Genomic DNA, 13823 nt, shown 5'->3' on the forward strand with positions numbered 1-13823 from the left:
TCCGGCCACCGCCGACGGGCACTGGCTAAGGTGTCCGCACGTTCAAGGGGTGGACACGGCGGAGCAGGGGACGGTGACGTCATGAGCGAGCGCGGGATGCGTCCGGCCGGTACGCGGGCGGGCCAGTGGAGCCGCAGCGGCCGGGTCGGGGCGGCGGCGAAGCTGATGCTGGGCTGGGTGGCGCTGCTGTGGCTGATCGAGGCCCTCGACTACGCCACGGGCCACGCGCTGGACGCCTACGGGATCACCGCGCGGGAGGCCGACGGCCTGAGCGGGATACCCCTGGCGCCCTTCCTGCACTTCGGCTTCGACCACGTCGCCTCCAACAGCGTCCCGCTGCTGGTCCTCGGCTTCGTCACCGCACTGAGCGGCATCGGCCGCTTCCTGGCCGTCTGCGCGGCCATCGTCCTGGCCGACGGGTTCGCCGTCTGGCTGATCTCCCCGCCCCACAGCATCACGGCGGGCGCCTCGGGCCTGATCTTCGGCCTCTTCGGCTACCTGCTGGTCCGCGGCTTCGTGGAACGCAGCCCGCTGGGCATCGCGGTCGCCGTGGTCATCGCCGCCGTCTGGGGCACGACCTTCCTGGCCGGAGCCCTCCCGACGGACTCGGTGGTCAGCTGGCAGGCCCACCTCTTCGGCCTCCTGGCCGGCGCGGCGGTCGCCCTGATCGCCCGGCCACGGCCGGAGGTGGCGGGACTCTAGGCTCCCGGGTCGACCGGGAGGGCCGACGTGTCCAACGAGACCTCGCCGATCCCGGTATGCACGGTGACCTTCTCCCCGTACGGGAACACGTCGCGCCCCCGGTAGCCGTCGGGCCCGGGGTTCCACAGCGTGGTGCACTGCGCCTTGTACGGGTCGAAGATCAGGTAGTGCGGGATGCCGCGCCGGGCATAGGCCCGGTCCTTGACCTCGTAGTCGTTGCGCACGCTGCTCGGGGAGACGACCTCGATGACGAGTTCCACGAGGTCCGGCGGGTAGGCGCTGAGGTTCTTGTCCGCCTCCGCTCCGGGGATGACGGCGAGATCGGGACAGAACTCGTTGTCTCCGTCGAACGGGACGGCCACGTCGCTGATGAACCCCCACTCCGGCGGAATCTGGTCTTCCAGCGTGTTCCACAGCAACCGGATGGTCCTGGCGTGGTGCGGCTTCAGCGGACTCATCACAATGTTGCCCTCGACAATCTCCATCCGGTATCCGGGGAACATGTCCTCGAACCGGCTGAGCTGTGAGTGCAGGCGGTCGCTCTCCGAGACGGTCACGTCGGCCTCCCTGTCCATGCACCCGATGGTAGGCCGCACGCTAGCCACCGGGGCAGGGCACGAACCGCCGGATCGGACCGGGCACACACGATCGAGCTACAGCGACAGCCCCCGTGCCACCAGGTCCGCCAGGGCGCACACGAACAGGGCCATGCCGATGAAGCCGTTGACCGTGAAGAAGGCGCGGTTCAGGCGGGACAGGTCGTGCGGGGTGACGATGGTGTGTTCGTAGAGGAAGGCGCCGACCACGATCAGCAGTCCGAGCCAGAACGGCCAGCCCGCGTCCGTCGCCACCGCGTACCAGGCCAGCAGGCCCGTGGTGACGACGTGTGCGCCGCGCGCGCCCCACAGGGCGGCCGGGATGCCGAAGCGGGCCGGGACGGACTTGACGCCCTCCGCGCGGTCCGCGGCCACGTCCTGGCAGGCGAAGATCAGGTCGAAGCCGCCGATCCACACGCCCACCGCGAGGCCGAGGATCACCGCGTCCCAGGACCACTCGCCGGTGATCGCGATCCAGGCCCCGACCGGGCCCATCGCCTGGGCGATGCCGAGGATGGCGTGCGGGAAGTTCGTGAACCGCTTCCCGTACGGGTACACCACCATCGGCACGACGGCGATCGGCGCGAGCATCAGGCAGAGCGGGTTCAGCAGCGCAGCCGCGCCGAGGAACACGACGAGGGCGATCCCGGCCCCGGTCCACGCGGAGCGGACCGAGACGGCGCCGGTCACCAGCTCCCGCCCGGCGGTCCGCGGGTTCCGCGCGTCGATCTCCCGGTCGATGATCCGGTTGGCGGCCATCGCGAAGGTCCGCAGCCCCACCATGCAGACGGTGACGAGCAGCAGCTTCGTCCAGTGCATCCGCTCGTCGAGCGTGTACATGGCGGTGAGCGCGGCGATGTAGGCGAAGGGCAGCGCGAAGACCGAGTGCTCGATCATCACGAGCCGCAGGAACGCCTTCACCTTGCCGTTGGCCTGCGGCGCGGGACCGGGTCCGACGACCTCGTCGGCGGTGGTCATCATGCGAGGGTTCTCCGGAACTCTTCGAGGTCGGCCAGCAGGTCCGCCGTGGGGAGCGTGCCGAGGTCCAGGGTCCACGGGCCCGCGTCGTGACCCTCCGGCGGGGTGACGTGGGCGGTCAGCTGCCAGGTGGTGGGGGACGGGCTCGCCTCCAGGCGCAGGAAGTTCCCGGCCTCCGCGGTGAACGGCTCGCCCGCGACCAGGGCGCGCTGGAGCTGCTCCGCGAAGTCGTCCGCCTCGATGTCCCGCGCGCCGGGCAGCTCGAAGCCGTCGCCCTCGCCGTCCTCGTCGAGCATCAGGGCCCAGACGTTGCCGGGTCCCGCGAACTCCTCGGGCGTCACGCCCGCCTCCGCGGCGGCCTCGCGGACGCCCGGGTCGGCCGGGTCGAGGCTCGGGCGCACCAGGGCCACGTACACGGTGTCGGTGCCGATGAAGAGGGCCGGGCCCCCGTCTACGGTGCTCACAGTCCGTATTCCTTCCAGCGACTGTCGACCAGGGCCGCGGTCGCGGGGTCGGACTCGACCATGTCAGGCCAGCCGCCGTCGCGGGTGTAGCCCTCGGTCGGCAGCTTCTTCGTGGCGTCGATGCCCGCCTTGCCTCCCCAGAACTGCTGGTAGGAGGCGTGGTCCAGATGGTCCACCGGGCCCTCCACGACGGTGAGGTCGCGGGAGTAGTCCGTATTGCCGAGCGCCCGCCAGGAGACCTCGTGGAGGTCGTGGACGTCGCAGTCCTTGTCCACCACGATGATCAGCTTGGTCAGCGACATCATGTGCGCGCCCCAGATGGCGTGCATGACCTTCTGCGCGTGCTTCGGGTACTTCTTGTCGATCGAGACGATCGCGCAGTTGTGGAAGCCGCCCGACTCGGGGAGGTGGTAGTCCACGATGTCCGGGACGATGATCTTCAGGAGCGGCAGGAAGAAGCGTTCCGTCGCGCGCCCCAGCGGGCCGTCCTCCGTCGGCGGCCGGCCGACGACGATCGACTGGATCAGCGGACGCTTCCGCATCGTCACGCAGTCGATCTTCAGCGCGGGGAACGGCTCCTGCGGGGTGTAGAAGCCCGTGTGGTCGCCGAAGGGGCCCTCGGGGAGGGTCTCCCCGGGCTCCAGCCAGCCTTCGATGACCACCTCGGCGTGGGCCGGGACCTGGAGCGGGACCGTCTTGCAGTCCACCATCTCGATCCGCTTGCCCGCCACGAACCCGGCGAACAGGTACTCGTCGATGTCACCCGGCAGCGGCGCGGTCGACGCGTACGTCACGGCCGGCGGGCAGCCGAAGGCGATCGCGACCGGCAGCCGCTCACCGCGCGCCGCGGCCACCGCGTAGTGGTTGCGGCTGTCCTTGTGGATCTGCCAGTGCATGCCGATGGTGCGCTTGTCGTGGCGCTGGAGGCGGTACAGGCCGAGGTTGCGCACGCCCGTCTCCGGGTGCTTGGTGTGCGTCAGGCCGAGGTTGAAGAAGGACCCGCCGTCCTTGGGCCAGGTGAAGAGGGCCGGCAGCTGGTCCAGGTCCACGTCGTCGCCGGTGAGGACGACCTCCTGGACGGGCGCGGACTCGCCCTTCACCTTCTTCGGCGGCACGTGCACCATCGAGCCGAGCTTGCCGAAGGCCTCGCGGACACCCATGAAGCCCTGCGGCAGCTCCGGCTTGAGCAGGCCGCCGATCTTCTCGCTGATCTCGGCGTACGACTTCAGCCCGAGGGCCTTCAGCAGTCGCCGGTCGGTCCCGAAGACGTTCATGGCCAGCGGCATCGCCGAGCCCTTGACGTTCTCGAAGAGCAGCGCGGGTCCGCCCGCCTTGTTCACTCTGTCGACGATCTCCCCGACCTCTAGGTACGGGTCCACTTCGGCCTTGATGCGCTTGAGGTCGCCCTCCCGCTCGAGGGCCCGGAGCAGCGAGCGGAGATCGTCGTAAGCCATGCGGGCAATTGTGGCATCCCCGCTCAGAGCCCGAACCGCGGCGGGCCCTCTACCCTGGAAGAGTCCACGGCGGGCCTGCCCGGTCCGCACCGTTCTTCTGGGGGTCGGTCCCACACCGTGCTGCGCTATCTGCCGTTCCTGCTGATCATCGCGCTGACCATCTACGCCTTCATCGACTGCCTGAACACGCCGGAAGAAGAGGTCAAGCACCTTCCGAAGGTCGTCTGGGTCCTGATCATCCTGCTCTTCTCGATCGTCGGTCCGGTGGTGTGGCTGTTCGCGGGCAAGAAGCGGGTGCCCGGCGGCACCGGAGGCCGGTCGCGCCCGGGCCGCCGCACGTGGGTGGCCCCCGACGACAACCCGGAGTTCCTGAAGTCCCTGCGCGAGGAGCGGGACGAGAAGGAGAAGGACAAGGAGTAGGACCAGGGGGAGGGGCGGGCAGGGCCCGGTCCTGGCCTACGGGGCTGCGGCGCCCGGCCGCGCCGCCGCGCGCTGCGCCGCCTGCGCGAAGGCCCGTACGGCCCCGGTGTCCTCGCCCGCGCGCCAGACCAGCCCGTACCCGACCGGATCGGCGTCGGCCACGGGCACGTGGGTGACGCCCGGCCGGGCGTGGTAGGCCGCGGCGTGGGCCGAGGTCAGCAGGGCGCCCTGACCGGCTGCGACCAGCATCAGGGCCTCCTGGAGGTTCGTCACCTCCGGACCGCGCCGGATCGGCCGCCCGGCCGGGGTGCGCGCCGGGGCCTGGTGCTCGCGCAGGTACGCGGGCAGGTCGCCGGCGACCGACAGCAGTGCGACCTCCGCCAGCTCCTCCAGCGTCACCGACGTCCGCGCCGCCAGCGGGTGCCCGGCGGCCACGGCCAGCGCCCGCGCCTCGCTCAGCAGCGTCGGCCCCTCCCCCAGGTCGGGCTCGCGCACCGGGAACTCCGCGAAGGCCACGTCGAAGTCCCCGCCGCGCAGTTGCCCGTACGGGTCGGAGAGCGGCACTTCGCACACCTCGACGATCAGCCCGGGGTGCGTGGTGCGCAGGTCCTGCGCGGCGCGCAGGACGAGCTCGCCGGCGGGCGGGGTGGTGAAGCCGACGTGCAGCACCCCGTCCGCGGCGCGGGCCGTCGCCGCGGCCCGGTCCAGGGCGGCGGCGATGCCGCGGTGGTGGGGTTCGAGGTCGGCGCGGAGCTGGGCTCCGAGCGAGGTGAGGGCGACGCTGCGGCTGGTGCGCAGGAACAGCCGGGCGCCGACGCGCCGTTCGAGGCGCTGCACGAGCTGGCTGACGCGGGCCCGGGAGAGCAGCATGCGCTCGGCGGTACGGCCGAAGTGCAGCTCCTCGGCCAGGATCAGGAAGCAGTCGAGCTCATCGCGATCGGTAAGCATGACTGAACGAGCGTTGAGATCTTCGCCGTTGTTCCCGGTCGAGCGGCGGACGAAGGTAGTTGAGCCGGCAACTTCTGCTCCTGCTCCTCTTCCTTCGAGCCCTTCCGCTCCTCCGTCCTGCGAGGTCCCATCATGGATTCAACGGCATCAACGAGCCCCACCGCAACGATCCGCGGGCGCCGGCTCGGCATCCTGCTCGTCCTGGCCGGCGCCATCTTCCTCGAAGGCATCGACGTCGCGATGCTGAACGTGGCCCTGCCGTCCATCCGCGCCGACCTCGGCCTCGAAACCGGCACGCTCCAGTGGGTGATGAGCGCCTACGTGCTCGGCTACGGCGGCTTCATGCTGCTCGGCGGCCGCGCGGCCGACCTCTTCGGCCGCCGCCGGATGTTCATCGGCTGGCTGACGGTGTTCCTGCTCTTCTCCGGGCTCGGCGGGCTCGCCACCGAGGGCTGGCAGCTGATCGCCGCCCGCTTCGTGACCGGGGTCGCCGCCGCCTTCATGACCCCGGCGGGCCTTTCCATCATCACCACCGGCTTCGACGAGGGGCCCCAGCGGGAGAAGGCGCTGCTCGTGTACTCGGGCACGGCCGCCGCCGGGTTCTCCGTCGGGCTGGTCGCGGGCGGGCTGCTGGCCTCGGTGGGCTGGCGCTGGGTGTTCTTCGCTCCCGTGGCGCTGGCCGCGCTGATCCTGGCGGGCGCCCTGGCCTTCGTACCGAAGGCGCCGAAGGCACCGAAGACGCCCGAGGCCGCGTCGGCCCTGCGCCCGGAGCGGGGGCGGATCGACGTGTGGGGCGGGGTGCTCGTGACCGCGGGTGTGGTCCTGCTCGTCCTCGGCGTCGAGGAGATCTCGGTACCGGCCGTGCTCGCCGGTATCGCGCTGCTCGGGGCGTTCGCCCTCGTCGAGCGGCGCACGGCCGAGCCCCTGGTCCGGCTCGGGATCCTGCGCTCCCCCGGGCTGCTGCGGGCCAACGCGGCGGCGCTGCTGTTCTCGGCCGCGTTCTTCGGATTCCAGTTCCTGGTGGTGCTCTACCTCCAGGAGGTGCGCGGCTGGTCGACGCTCCAGACCAGCCTGGCCATGCTGGTGATCGGGATCGACGCGGTCCTGTCCCCGACCGTGGTGCCGAAGCTGGTGGCGCGGTACGGGAACGGCCGGCTGATCTTCGGCGGCCTGCTGCTGGCGGCCCTGGCCTACGGCCTGTTCCTGCCGCTCGGCGCCGACTGGTCCTACCTGGTGATGCTGCCGAGCCTGGTCCTGCTCGGCCTGGCCTTCGCCCTGGTCTACGGGCCGCTGACCATCGTCGCCACGGAGGGGGTCGCGGAGGAGGAGCAGGGCCTGGCGGGCGGTCTCCTCTACACCGCGTTCCAGTTCGGCGCGGCGCTCGGGCTGGCCGCGGTCACCGGAGTGGCCGCCGGCGCCGCCGAGCCCCTGGAGGGGTACCGGGCGGCGCTGCTCGTCCCCTTCGCGGCGGTGCTGGCGGCCGCGGCCGTCACCCTGCCGGGGCTCCGGCGGGGCTCACACCGCCCAGGGCAGGGGCCGGTCGCCGTCGGCGCCGGGCACGGAGACGCGGCCGTCGGCGCGCATGGCGACGTAGACCTCGGTGTCGGCCAGGGCGTGGACACGGCGCAGCACGTCCGGGGGTAGCACCACGGCGTCACCTGCGGCGACCGTCTCGGTGCGGCCGCCGCAGGTGACGTCCAGGGCTCCGACGGTGACCGTCCAGACCTGCTCGCGGCTGACGGAGTGCTCGGGACCGGTGATCCCGGCGGGGATGGCGGCGTGCCAGGTGCTCAGCTCGGCGCTTCCCCGGCTGGGGGAGGCGTAGCCGGTCATGGTCGCGTTCGGGGTGGTGATGACCTGGTCGGGGGACGGGGTGATGACGCGCACGGCGGGTCCTTCGCTTTCTCCGGCAGGGTGAGTCAAGCTGCTTTACTCACACGAGTAAAGCAGCTTGACTCGCCTGTGTCACCATGTTTCCGTGACCGACCCAGACACCGCCGGCCAAGACGGCGCCACACCCGACATCGAGCTGGCCTTCCTCCTCGGCCTCGGCTTCCAGCTCCTCCTCGGCGAGTTCACCCGCCGCCTCGACGAGGCCGGGTACGCCGACGGCCTGCGCCCCCTGCACGGCATGGCCTTCCAGGCCCTGGGGGCCTCCGGCGCCACCGCGACCGAGCTCGCCGAACGGCTCGGGGTGACCAAGCAGGCCGCCGGGCAGCTCGTCGACGACCTGGAGCGGCGCGGCTACCTGCGCCGCACCCCGCACCCCGAGGGCGGCCGGCGCAAGCTGGTGGTCCTGACGGAAGCCGCCACCGCCCACCTGGGAGCCGCCGGCCGGGTCCTACACGAGCTGGAGGCCGAACTCGGCCGCGACAGCGTCGACCTCGGCGCCCTGCGCACCGAACTGGGCCGCCTGGTCCGCACCCTGAACGGGGACGGCCCCCTCCCGCCGCTGCGCCCCGCCTGGTGACCGCCGGTCCCCGACCGGAAAACGCCGGAGGGGCCGGGCGCCTTTCGGCTGCCCGGCCCCTCCGGCCGTCGGTCCGTCAATCCTGCGGTCAGACGCCCGCGTACGAGTGCTTGCCGCTCAGCAGGATGTTCACGCCGTAGTAGTTCCAGATCCAGCAGGCGAACGCGAAGAGCGCGAGGTACGCGGCCTTGCGGCCCTTCCAGCCGGCGGTGGCACGGGCGTGCAGGTAGCAGGCGTACGCCACCCAGGTCACGAAGGACCAGACCTCCTTGGGGTCCCAGCCCCAGTAGCGGCCCCACGCGTCGCCGGCCCAGATCGCGCCCGCGATGATCGTGAAGGTCCACAGCGGGAAGACGGCCGCGTTGATGCGGTACGAGAACTTGTCGAGCGAGGCCGCCGACGGGAAGCGCTCCCAGACCGAGGTGGCGAACTTGCCCGGCTTGTCGCCGCGCGCGAGCTTCGCCTCGTAGGAGTCGCGGAAGAGGTACATGACCGCGCCGGCCGCGCCGATGTAGAAGACCGCACCGCAGATGATCGCGGTGGAGACGTGGATGACCAGCCAGTACGACTTCAGGGCGGGGACCAGCTGGTCGCTGTCGGTGTAGAGCACCGTGGTGGCGATGCCCAGGTCCAGCAGGACCGTGGTGACCAGGAACAGGCCGAGCCAGCGGACGTTCTTCTTCAGCACCAGGAGCAGCAGGTACGCGCCGACGGCCACCGTGGAGAAGGTGATCGAGAACTCGTACATGTTGCCCCAGGGGGCCCGCTCCACCGACATCGCGCGGGCGACGACCCCGCCCACCGCGAGCAGGAAGCCGAGGGTGGTCAGCGAGACCGCGATGCGCCCGTACAGGTCACCCTGGACGGTGCCGCCGGCCGCGCCGGGGCCGTCCGGGACGTCACGGCTGCCGGCGGCGCTGCGCGTGACCACCTCGGGCTTGTCGAGGACGGCCGTGCCCGCCTTGCCCCGCACCTGGACGGCGGGCGCGGCGGCCTTGGCCCCTGCCCCCGGGGTGAGCGCGGCGGCCGTACGGGCCACCTTGCTGCGGCTGCCGAAGATCCACTCGGCGATGTGCGCGAAGAAGGCGAACGTGTAGACCGCCATGGACGCGTAGATCAGGTTGTTGCTGAGGTGAGCCAGACTCTCGTTGGCTGCGACCGCGAGCTGCATCACGCGCGCTCCCCTTCGACTTCTTCGGCAGGTTCGGTATCGGTGTCGGCGGCAGGTGGCGCGGGTGCCGCGCTCGGCGCCCGTTCGTGGAGCGCGCCGGCCAGGGCCCCCAGCTCCTCCGGGAGCCTGGCGGACTCACTGCGGCCGAGGCCCGCCATCTCGACGACGGTGACGCCGTCACCGCCGGGGAACGCGCGCACCCAGATCCGCCGGCGCTGGATGAAGAGGGAGCCCGCGAGCCCCGCGATGGCGGCGATGGCGCCCGCGAGGGCGAGACCGCTGCCGGGCTGGTGGGTGATCGAGAAGGTCGCCCAGCGCTCGATGCCTTCGAACTTCACGGTGCCCTGGCCGCCGGGCAGCTCCATGCTCTCCCCGACCGCCATCCGCTTCGCGAGCGGATTGCCGTCCTCGCCCTTGAACTGCTCCATCTTGGAGGTGTTCAGCTGGTACACGTTCTGCGGCAGGCCCGAGTCCACCCCGAGGCTGCCGTGCCACGCGTTCAGCGCGAGCCTCGGCTCGTCCAGCTCCGGGAACTGGGAGAACATCGTGCCCTTGCCCTCGCCCGCGAAGCTCGGCACGAACATCGCGGCGAAGCCGAGCTGCGTCGTCTTCCCGTCCTTGTCCTTGAACCCGTCGGTGACCTTGACCGCGCCGGTGGAGGTGAGGTTGGCGTCCTGCGGCAGCATCGGCACGGCGTCCTTGTAGATCACCTTGCCGGTGGAGTCGGTCACCGAGATGACCGGCGCGTAGCCGTGGCCGAGCAGGTAGACCTTGGAGCCGTCCACCTCCAGCGGGTGGTTGACCTGGATCTCGCGCTTCTCCGGCTTGCCGTGGGCGCCGTTGCTGAAGGTGACGTACGCCTTGAAGTCCCGCGGGGTGCCCCGCTGCGGGCCCGTGCGCTCGAAGGTGGCGTCGAACTTGTCCAGGGTGAAGGAGAACGGCGGCAGGTCGTCGGCGTCGAAGAGACCGCCGGACTTGAAGTCGTCGTACTGGGTGAGCGTGTTCGAGAAGCCCTTGCCGCGCAGGACGAGCTTCCCGCCCTCGGACTTGAAGTACTGGCCCCAGGCGAAGGCGATCAGCATGACGATCAGCGCCACGTGGAAGATCAGGTTCCCGGCCTCGCGCAGATAGCCCTTCTCGGCGGAGATCGATGCCGACGCCGCTCCCCGGCCCCCGCCCGATCCCGCGCTGGTGTCCGTACGGAAGCGGCGGCGGGCGAGCAGCCCGTGCGCGGCCGCCAGGACCTCGTCCGGCGAACTGTCCGTACGCCAGCGCGTGTACGCGGGCATCCGGTCGAGCCGCTTGGGCGCGGCCGGCGGCCGGCCGGTGAGCTGGCCGACGAACTGCCAGGTGCGCGGCAGGATGCAGCCGATCAGCGAGATGAACAGCAGCAGGTAGATCGCGGAGAACCACACCGAGCTGTAGACGTCGAAGAGCTGGAGCTTCTCGGCGACGCCGACCCAGGAGGCGTGCTCCTTCTTCCAGGCGGCGACCTTCATCAGGTCGACCTGGTTCTGCGGGATCAGCGAGCCCGGGATCGATCCCAGGGACAGCATGAAGAGCAGGATCAGCGCCACCCGCATCGAGGTGAGCTGCCGCCAGAACCAGCGGGCCCAGCCGAGCACCCCGATGCCCACGGGGCCGCCGGGGGCGTCCTCCAGGGGGGCGGTGGACAGCTGCGCGCCGGCGGCGGCCTCTACGGAGGCTTCGGCGGAAGCGGCTGCCGCAGCAGCGGAAGCGGAATCCGCGGACTCCGGGGCATCGTGCGGCGCCTCGGCGGACGCCTTGTCGGTCGTACTCATGTCCGTGTAGTCCTCAGATCCCCACCGTGAAGCCGTTGGTCCAGCTCTGCATTTCACTGACGATGCTGCTCCACATTCCTGTGACGAGCAGCAGACCGGTCAGGATCAGCATGCCGCCGCCGATCCGCATCACCCATGCATAGTGCTTCTTCACCCAGCCGAAAGCCCCGAGCGCCTTGCGGAAGGCGAGGGCGGTGGCGATGAACGGCAGCCCCAGTCCCAGGCAGAAGACCACGGTCAGCAGCGCGCCGCGGGCCGCGGTCGCCTGCTCGATGGAGAGGGTGCCGACGGCGGCGAGGGTCGGGCCCATGCAGGGGGTCCATCCGAGGCCGAAGAGCACGCCGAGCACGGGCGCGCCGATCAGGCCGACCGCCGGCTTCTTGTGGAAGCGGAACTCCCGCATCGTCAGACCGGGGATCGCGCCCATGAAGAACAGGCCGAGCAGGATCACCAGCCCGCCGAGCACCTGGGAGATGATCTCCTTGTTGGCGTCCAGGGTCCGCCCGAAGAAGCCGAACAGGGCCCCGGTCGAGGTGAACACGGCCGTGAAGCCGAGGACGAACAGGGTCGCCCCGCCCAGCATCCGACCGCGCCGCGCCTCGGCGAGGTCGGCTCCGCCGACGCCGGTCACGTAGGAGAGGTAGCCGGGGACGAGCGGCAGCACGCAGGGCGAGAAGAAGGAGATCAGCCCGGCGAGCAGGGAGATCGGCAGGGCCAGCAGCAGTCCGCCGTTGAGGACGGTGCTGTTCACGGTCTCGTCGGCGGCGAGGACGACGTCGGAGAGACCGGAGGGCCCGGTGAGTCCGGACAGTGCGGAGAGTGCGGTGACCACGAGGTCACTTCTCCGCGAGGAGCGGCTCGATCATCGAGCGCAGCTTCGCCTCGTTGACCGCGGCCAGGGTGCGGGCGGCGATCTTGCCGTCCTTGTCGAGGACGAGCGTGGAGGGGATGGCGTTCGGGTTGAGCGTGCCCTTGGGGAACCGGAGCATCAGCTTGCCGTCCGGGTCGAAGAGGCTCGGGTAGGTGATCCCGTAGGTCTCTTCGAAGGAGGCCGCGTTCTGCTCGGTGTTGTCGCGGGTGTTGATGCCGACGAAGGCCACCGGCTGTCCGGCCGCCTCCAGGTCCTTGGCGACCTTCGCGAAGTACGGGGCCTCGGCCCGGCACGGCGGGCACCAGGAACCCCAGACGTTGAGGACGACGACCTTGCCCTTGAGGGTGGTGGTGTCCAGCGTCTTGCCGTCCACCGTCTTCCCGTCGAGCTTGGGGGCCTCGGTGCGGTCGGCCTTGGCGACGGTGGCGATGCCGCTGGACCCCGTCACGTAGTTGCCTCCGGCGGACCCGGAGGATTTGCTGCCGCCGTCCGCATCGGTGCACGCCGTGAGGGTGAGGGCGCTCGCGAGGGTCACCGCGGTCAGCAGGATGGCGCGGCCGCTGGTCGAGCGGCTGCGGCGGGGGGCGCGGCTAAGGCTCATGTGAAAAGTTTCGCATGTGCGGTTTGCGGATCTTCCGCGCCCCCCGGGGGGTCTGTTAAGCCGCTGGTCAGGTACTGACCGGGGGCGCGTCAGGCCGCCGTGAGATACGTGCCCCAACCACCGGTCGGCGCCTGGCCGGGGCCGAGCGTGCGCAGTTTCGCCAGCACCTTGGGGTCCTGGACGTCCAGCCAGTCGGCGAACTGCCGGAAGGATACGAGGCGTACGTCCTTTTTGTCCGCCATGCCCTTGAGGGACTCCTCGACGGCGTCCATGTAGATGCCGCCGTTCCACTGCTCGAAGTGGTTGCCGATGAACAGGGGTGCGCGGTTGGTCTCGTAGGCCCGCTTGAAGCCGCCCAGGTAGGCGGCGGTGGCCTGGGTGCGCCAGGCCGGGTAGTTGGACGGGACGCCCTTGGTGGTGTTCTTGGACTGGTTCGCGAGGATGTTGTAGTCCATCGAGAGCACCTCGAAGGAGTGCCCGGGGAAGGGCAGCGACTGCAGCGGCAGGTCCCACAGGCCGCCGCGCTTGACCGGCCACTGCTGCAGGCCCCCGGGCGAGCTGGAGTCGTAGCGCCAGCCCAGCTTCTGGGCGGTGGGCAGCAGGTTGTCCTGGCCGAGCAGGCAGGGGGTGCGGGCGCCGGTCAACTCCTTGCGGTAGTCGAAGGGCAGCGGTTCGACATCGGTCCAGCCGGTGTTGGTGCGCCAGTTGGTGACGAAGGACACGGCCTGGTCGATCTCGCTCTGCCAGTCCTCCGGGGTCCACTTCCCGACCGAGCCGGAGCCGCCGCAGAAGTGCCCGTTGAAGTGGGTGCCTATCTCGTGGCCGTCGAGCCAGGCCTCGCGCACGTACTTGAGGGTGTTGCGGACGTTCTCGTCCTTGAGGTACCCGATGTCGGAGGCGCCGACGGGGTTCTTCGGCGGCCGGTAGAGGTCCTTCTTCGACTCGGGCAGGAGGTAGATGCCGGAGAGGAAGAAGGTCATCGCCGCGCCGTGGTCCTTGGCGAGCTTGAGGAAGCGGGGGAAGAGGCCGTTGCCGATCTCGCCCGCGCCGTCCCAGCTGAACACCACGAACTGGGGCGGGGTCTCGCCCGGCTGGAGGGGTACGGGGGCGGCCGGCTGGTGCGGCTGCGGCCCCGTGTCGGCGGTGGATCCGTCGCCGATGACCTTGACCGCCGGGCCGCTCGGGGCGGCGGCCTGCGGGGCGCCCGACGGATTGACCGGTCCGGGATTGCCCGTGCCCGACGACCCGCCGACGCTGCAGCCGGCGACGCCGGCCGCGGCGGCGGCCCCAAGTCCGAGTCCGAGTACTCCTCTTCGGCTGAAGCCGCGCATGTCGCTCATGAAATG

The 13823-nt window shown here is 70.9% G+C and carries 14 protein-coding genes and 1 pseudogene; 4 read left to right on the top strand and 11 right to left on the bottom strand.

What is annotated here, in order from left to right; all coding sequences use genetic code 11:
• Positions 1–81 precede the first annotated feature (81 nt).
• Entirely contained in the window at positions 82–702 is a 621-nt protein-coding gene (locus ACFRU2_RS16560) for a rhomboid family intramembrane serine protease (RefSeq protein ID WP_382972446.1), read from the top strand.
• Here ACFRU2_RS16560 and ACFRU2_RS16565 read toward each other — a convergent pair.
• The 4 genes from ACFRU2_RS16565 to ACFRU2_RS16580 form a co-directional block, all read right to left on the bottom strand.
• Positions 699–1277: a Uma2 family endonuclease gene (locus tag ACFRU2_RS16565; RefSeq protein ID WP_382972448.1), complete on the bottom strand. Its 579-nt coding sequence runs from the start codon at positions 1275–1277 to the stop codon at positions 699–701. The two genes, ACFRU2_RS16560 and ACFRU2_RS16565, sit on opposite strands and share 4 nt — an antisense overlap.
• 78 nt (positions 1278–1355) lie before the next feature.
• On the bottom strand, positions 1356–2279 hold the full coding sequence (gene mqnP, locus ACFRU2_RS16570) for a menaquinone biosynthesis prenyltransferase MqnP (RefSeq protein WP_382972450.1): 924 nt from the start codon (positions 2277–2279) through the stop codon (positions 1356–1358).
• Positions 2276–2740: a hypothetical protein gene (locus ACFRU2_RS16575; protein WP_382972452.1), complete on the bottom strand. Its 465-nt coding sequence runs from the start codon at positions 2738–2740 to the stop codon at positions 2276–2278. The genes mqnP and ACFRU2_RS16575 overlap by 4 nt, the downstream gene beginning before the upstream one ends.
• Positions 2737–4194: a menaquinone biosynthesis decarboxylase gene (locus tag ACFRU2_RS16580; RefSeq protein WP_250740992.1), complete on the bottom strand. Its 1458-nt coding sequence runs from the start codon at positions 4192–4194 to the stop codon at positions 2737–2739. The genes ACFRU2_RS16575 and ACFRU2_RS16580 overlap by 4 nt, the downstream gene beginning before the upstream one ends.
• Positions 4195–4311: 117 nt before the next feature.
• Between ACFRU2_RS16580 and ACFRU2_RS16585 the strand changes: the two genes are divergently transcribed.
• Positions 4312–4614, top strand: a complete 303-nt coding sequence (locus ACFRU2_RS16585) for a PLD nuclease N-terminal domain-containing protein (protein ID WP_382972454.1) — start codon at positions 4312–4314, stop codon at positions 4612–4614.
• Positions 4615–4650: 36 nt separating this feature from the next.
• Here ACFRU2_RS16585 and ACFRU2_RS16590 read toward each other — a convergent pair whose 3' ends face one another.
• Positions 4651–5562 (bottom strand): LysR family transcriptional regulator, encoded by a 912-nt coding sequence (locus ACFRU2_RS16590; protein WP_382972456.1) that lies wholly within the window; start codon positions 5560–5562, stop codon positions 4651–4653.
• Between the two features lie 132 nt (positions 5563–5694).
• Between ACFRU2_RS16590 and ACFRU2_RS16595 the strand changes: the two genes are divergently transcribed.
• Entirely contained in the window at positions 5695–7206 is a 1512-nt protein-coding gene (locus ACFRU2_RS16595) for an MFS transporter (protein ID WP_382972458.1), read from the top strand.
• A gap of 9 nt (positions 7207–7215) precedes the next feature.
• On the opposite strand, the pseudogene ACFRU2_RS16600 reads toward ACFRU2_RS16595, so the two are convergent.
• Positions 7216–7395 (bottom strand): annotated as a pseudogene (locus ACFRU2_RS16600) (cupin); the annotation flags it as partial.
• Between the two features lie 145 nt (positions 7396–7540).
• Between ACFRU2_RS16600 and ACFRU2_RS16605 the strand changes: the two are divergent.
• Positions 7541–8032 carry a MarR family winged helix-turn-helix transcriptional regulator gene (locus ACFRU2_RS16605; protein ID WP_382972460.1) on the top strand — a complete coding sequence of 164 codons (492 nt, stop codon included), beginning with the start codon at positions 7541–7543 and terminating at the stop codon, positions 8030–8032.
• Positions 8033–8120: 88 nt separating this feature from the next.
• On the opposite strand, the gene ccsB is transcribed toward ACFRU2_RS16605, so the two are convergent.
• The 5 genes from ccsB to ACFRU2_RS16630 all read right to left on the bottom strand — a co-directional run bounded on the left by ccsB (position 8121) and on the right by ACFRU2_RS16630 (position 13808).
• Entirely contained in the window at positions 8121–9203 is a 1083-nt protein-coding gene (ccsB, locus tag ACFRU2_RS16610) for a c-type cytochrome biogenesis protein CcsB (RefSeq protein WP_382972578.1), read from the bottom strand.
• Entirely contained in the window at positions 9203–11005 is a 1803-nt protein-coding gene (locus tag ACFRU2_RS16615; RefSeq protein ID WP_382972462.1) for a cytochrome c biogenesis protein ResB, read from the bottom strand. Before ACFRU2_RS16615 ends, ccsB begins: the two co-directional genes overlap by 1 nt.
• A gap of 13 nt (positions 11006–11018) precedes the next feature.
• On the bottom strand, positions 11019–11816 hold the full coding sequence (locus ACFRU2_RS16620; RefSeq protein WP_382972580.1) for a cytochrome c biogenesis CcdA family protein: 798 nt from the start codon (positions 11814–11816) through the stop codon (positions 11019–11021).
• A 25-nt stretch (positions 11817–11841) separates the two neighbouring features.
• Positions 11842–12477 carry a TlpA family protein disulfide reductase gene (locus ACFRU2_RS16625; protein ID WP_382972463.1) on the bottom strand — a complete coding sequence of 212 codons (636 nt, stop codon included), beginning with the start codon at positions 12475–12477 and terminating at the stop codon, positions 11842–11844.
• A gap of 89 nt (positions 12478–12566) precedes the next feature.
• Positions 12567–13808, bottom strand: a complete 1242-nt coding sequence (locus tag ACFRU2_RS16630) for a hypothetical protein (protein WP_382972581.1) — start codon at positions 13806–13808, stop codon at positions 12567–12569.
• Positions 13809–13823: the final 15 nt, after the last annotated feature.

Origin of the sequence: Streptomyces sp. NPDC056883 (assembly GCF_042788835.1) — a bacterium.
In the GTDB taxonomy this organism is placed as follows: domain Bacteria; phylum Actinomycetota; class Actinomycetes; order Streptomycetales; family Streptomycetaceae; genus Streptomyces; species Streptomyces stoeckheimensis.

What these genes read in the sequence shown, in the direction of transcription:
- ACFRU2_RS16560 (WP_382972446.1), top strand. Translation starts at nt 82, where the DNA reads ATGAGCGAGCGCGGGATGCGTCCGGCCGGTACGCGGGCGGGCCAGTGG.
- ACFRU2_RS16565 (WP_382972448.1), bottom strand. Translation starts at nt 1,277, where the DNA reads ATGGACAGGGAGGCCGACGTGACCGTCTCGGAGAGCGACCGCCTGCAC.
- mqnP (WP_382972450.1), bottom strand. Translation starts at nt 2,279, where the DNA reads ATGATGACCACCGCCGACGAGGTCGTCGGACCCGGTCCCGCGCCGCAG.
- ACFRU2_RS16580 (WP_250740992.1), bottom strand. Translation starts at nt 4,194, where the DNA reads ATGGCTTACGACGATCTCCGCTCGCTGCTCCGGGCCCTCGAGCGGGAG.
- ACFRU2_RS16590 (WP_382972456.1), bottom strand. Translation starts at nt 5,562, where the DNA reads ATGCTTACCGATCGCGATGAGCTCGACTGCTTCCTGATCCTGGCCGAG.
- ACFRU2_RS16595 (WP_382972458.1), top strand. Translation starts at nt 5,695, where the DNA reads ATGGATTCAACGGCATCAACGAGCCCCACCGCAACGATCCGCGGGCGC.
- ccsB (WP_382972578.1), bottom strand. Translation starts at nt 9,203, where the DNA reads ATGCAGCTCGCGGTCGCAGCCAACGAGAGTCTGGCTCACCTCAGCAAC.
- ACFRU2_RS16615 (WP_382972462.1), bottom strand. Translation starts at nt 11,005, where the DNA reads ATGAGTACGACCGACAAGGCGTCCGCCGAGGCGCCGCACGATGCCCCG.
- ACFRU2_RS16625 (WP_382972463.1), bottom strand. Translation starts at nt 12,477, where the DNA reads ATGAGCCTTAGCCGCGCCCCCCGCCGCAGCCGCTCGACCAGCGGCCGC.
- ACFRU2_RS16630 (WP_382972581.1), bottom strand. Translation starts at nt 13,808, where the DNA reads ATGCGCGGCTTCAGCCGAAGAGGAGTACTCGGACTCGGACTTGGGGCC.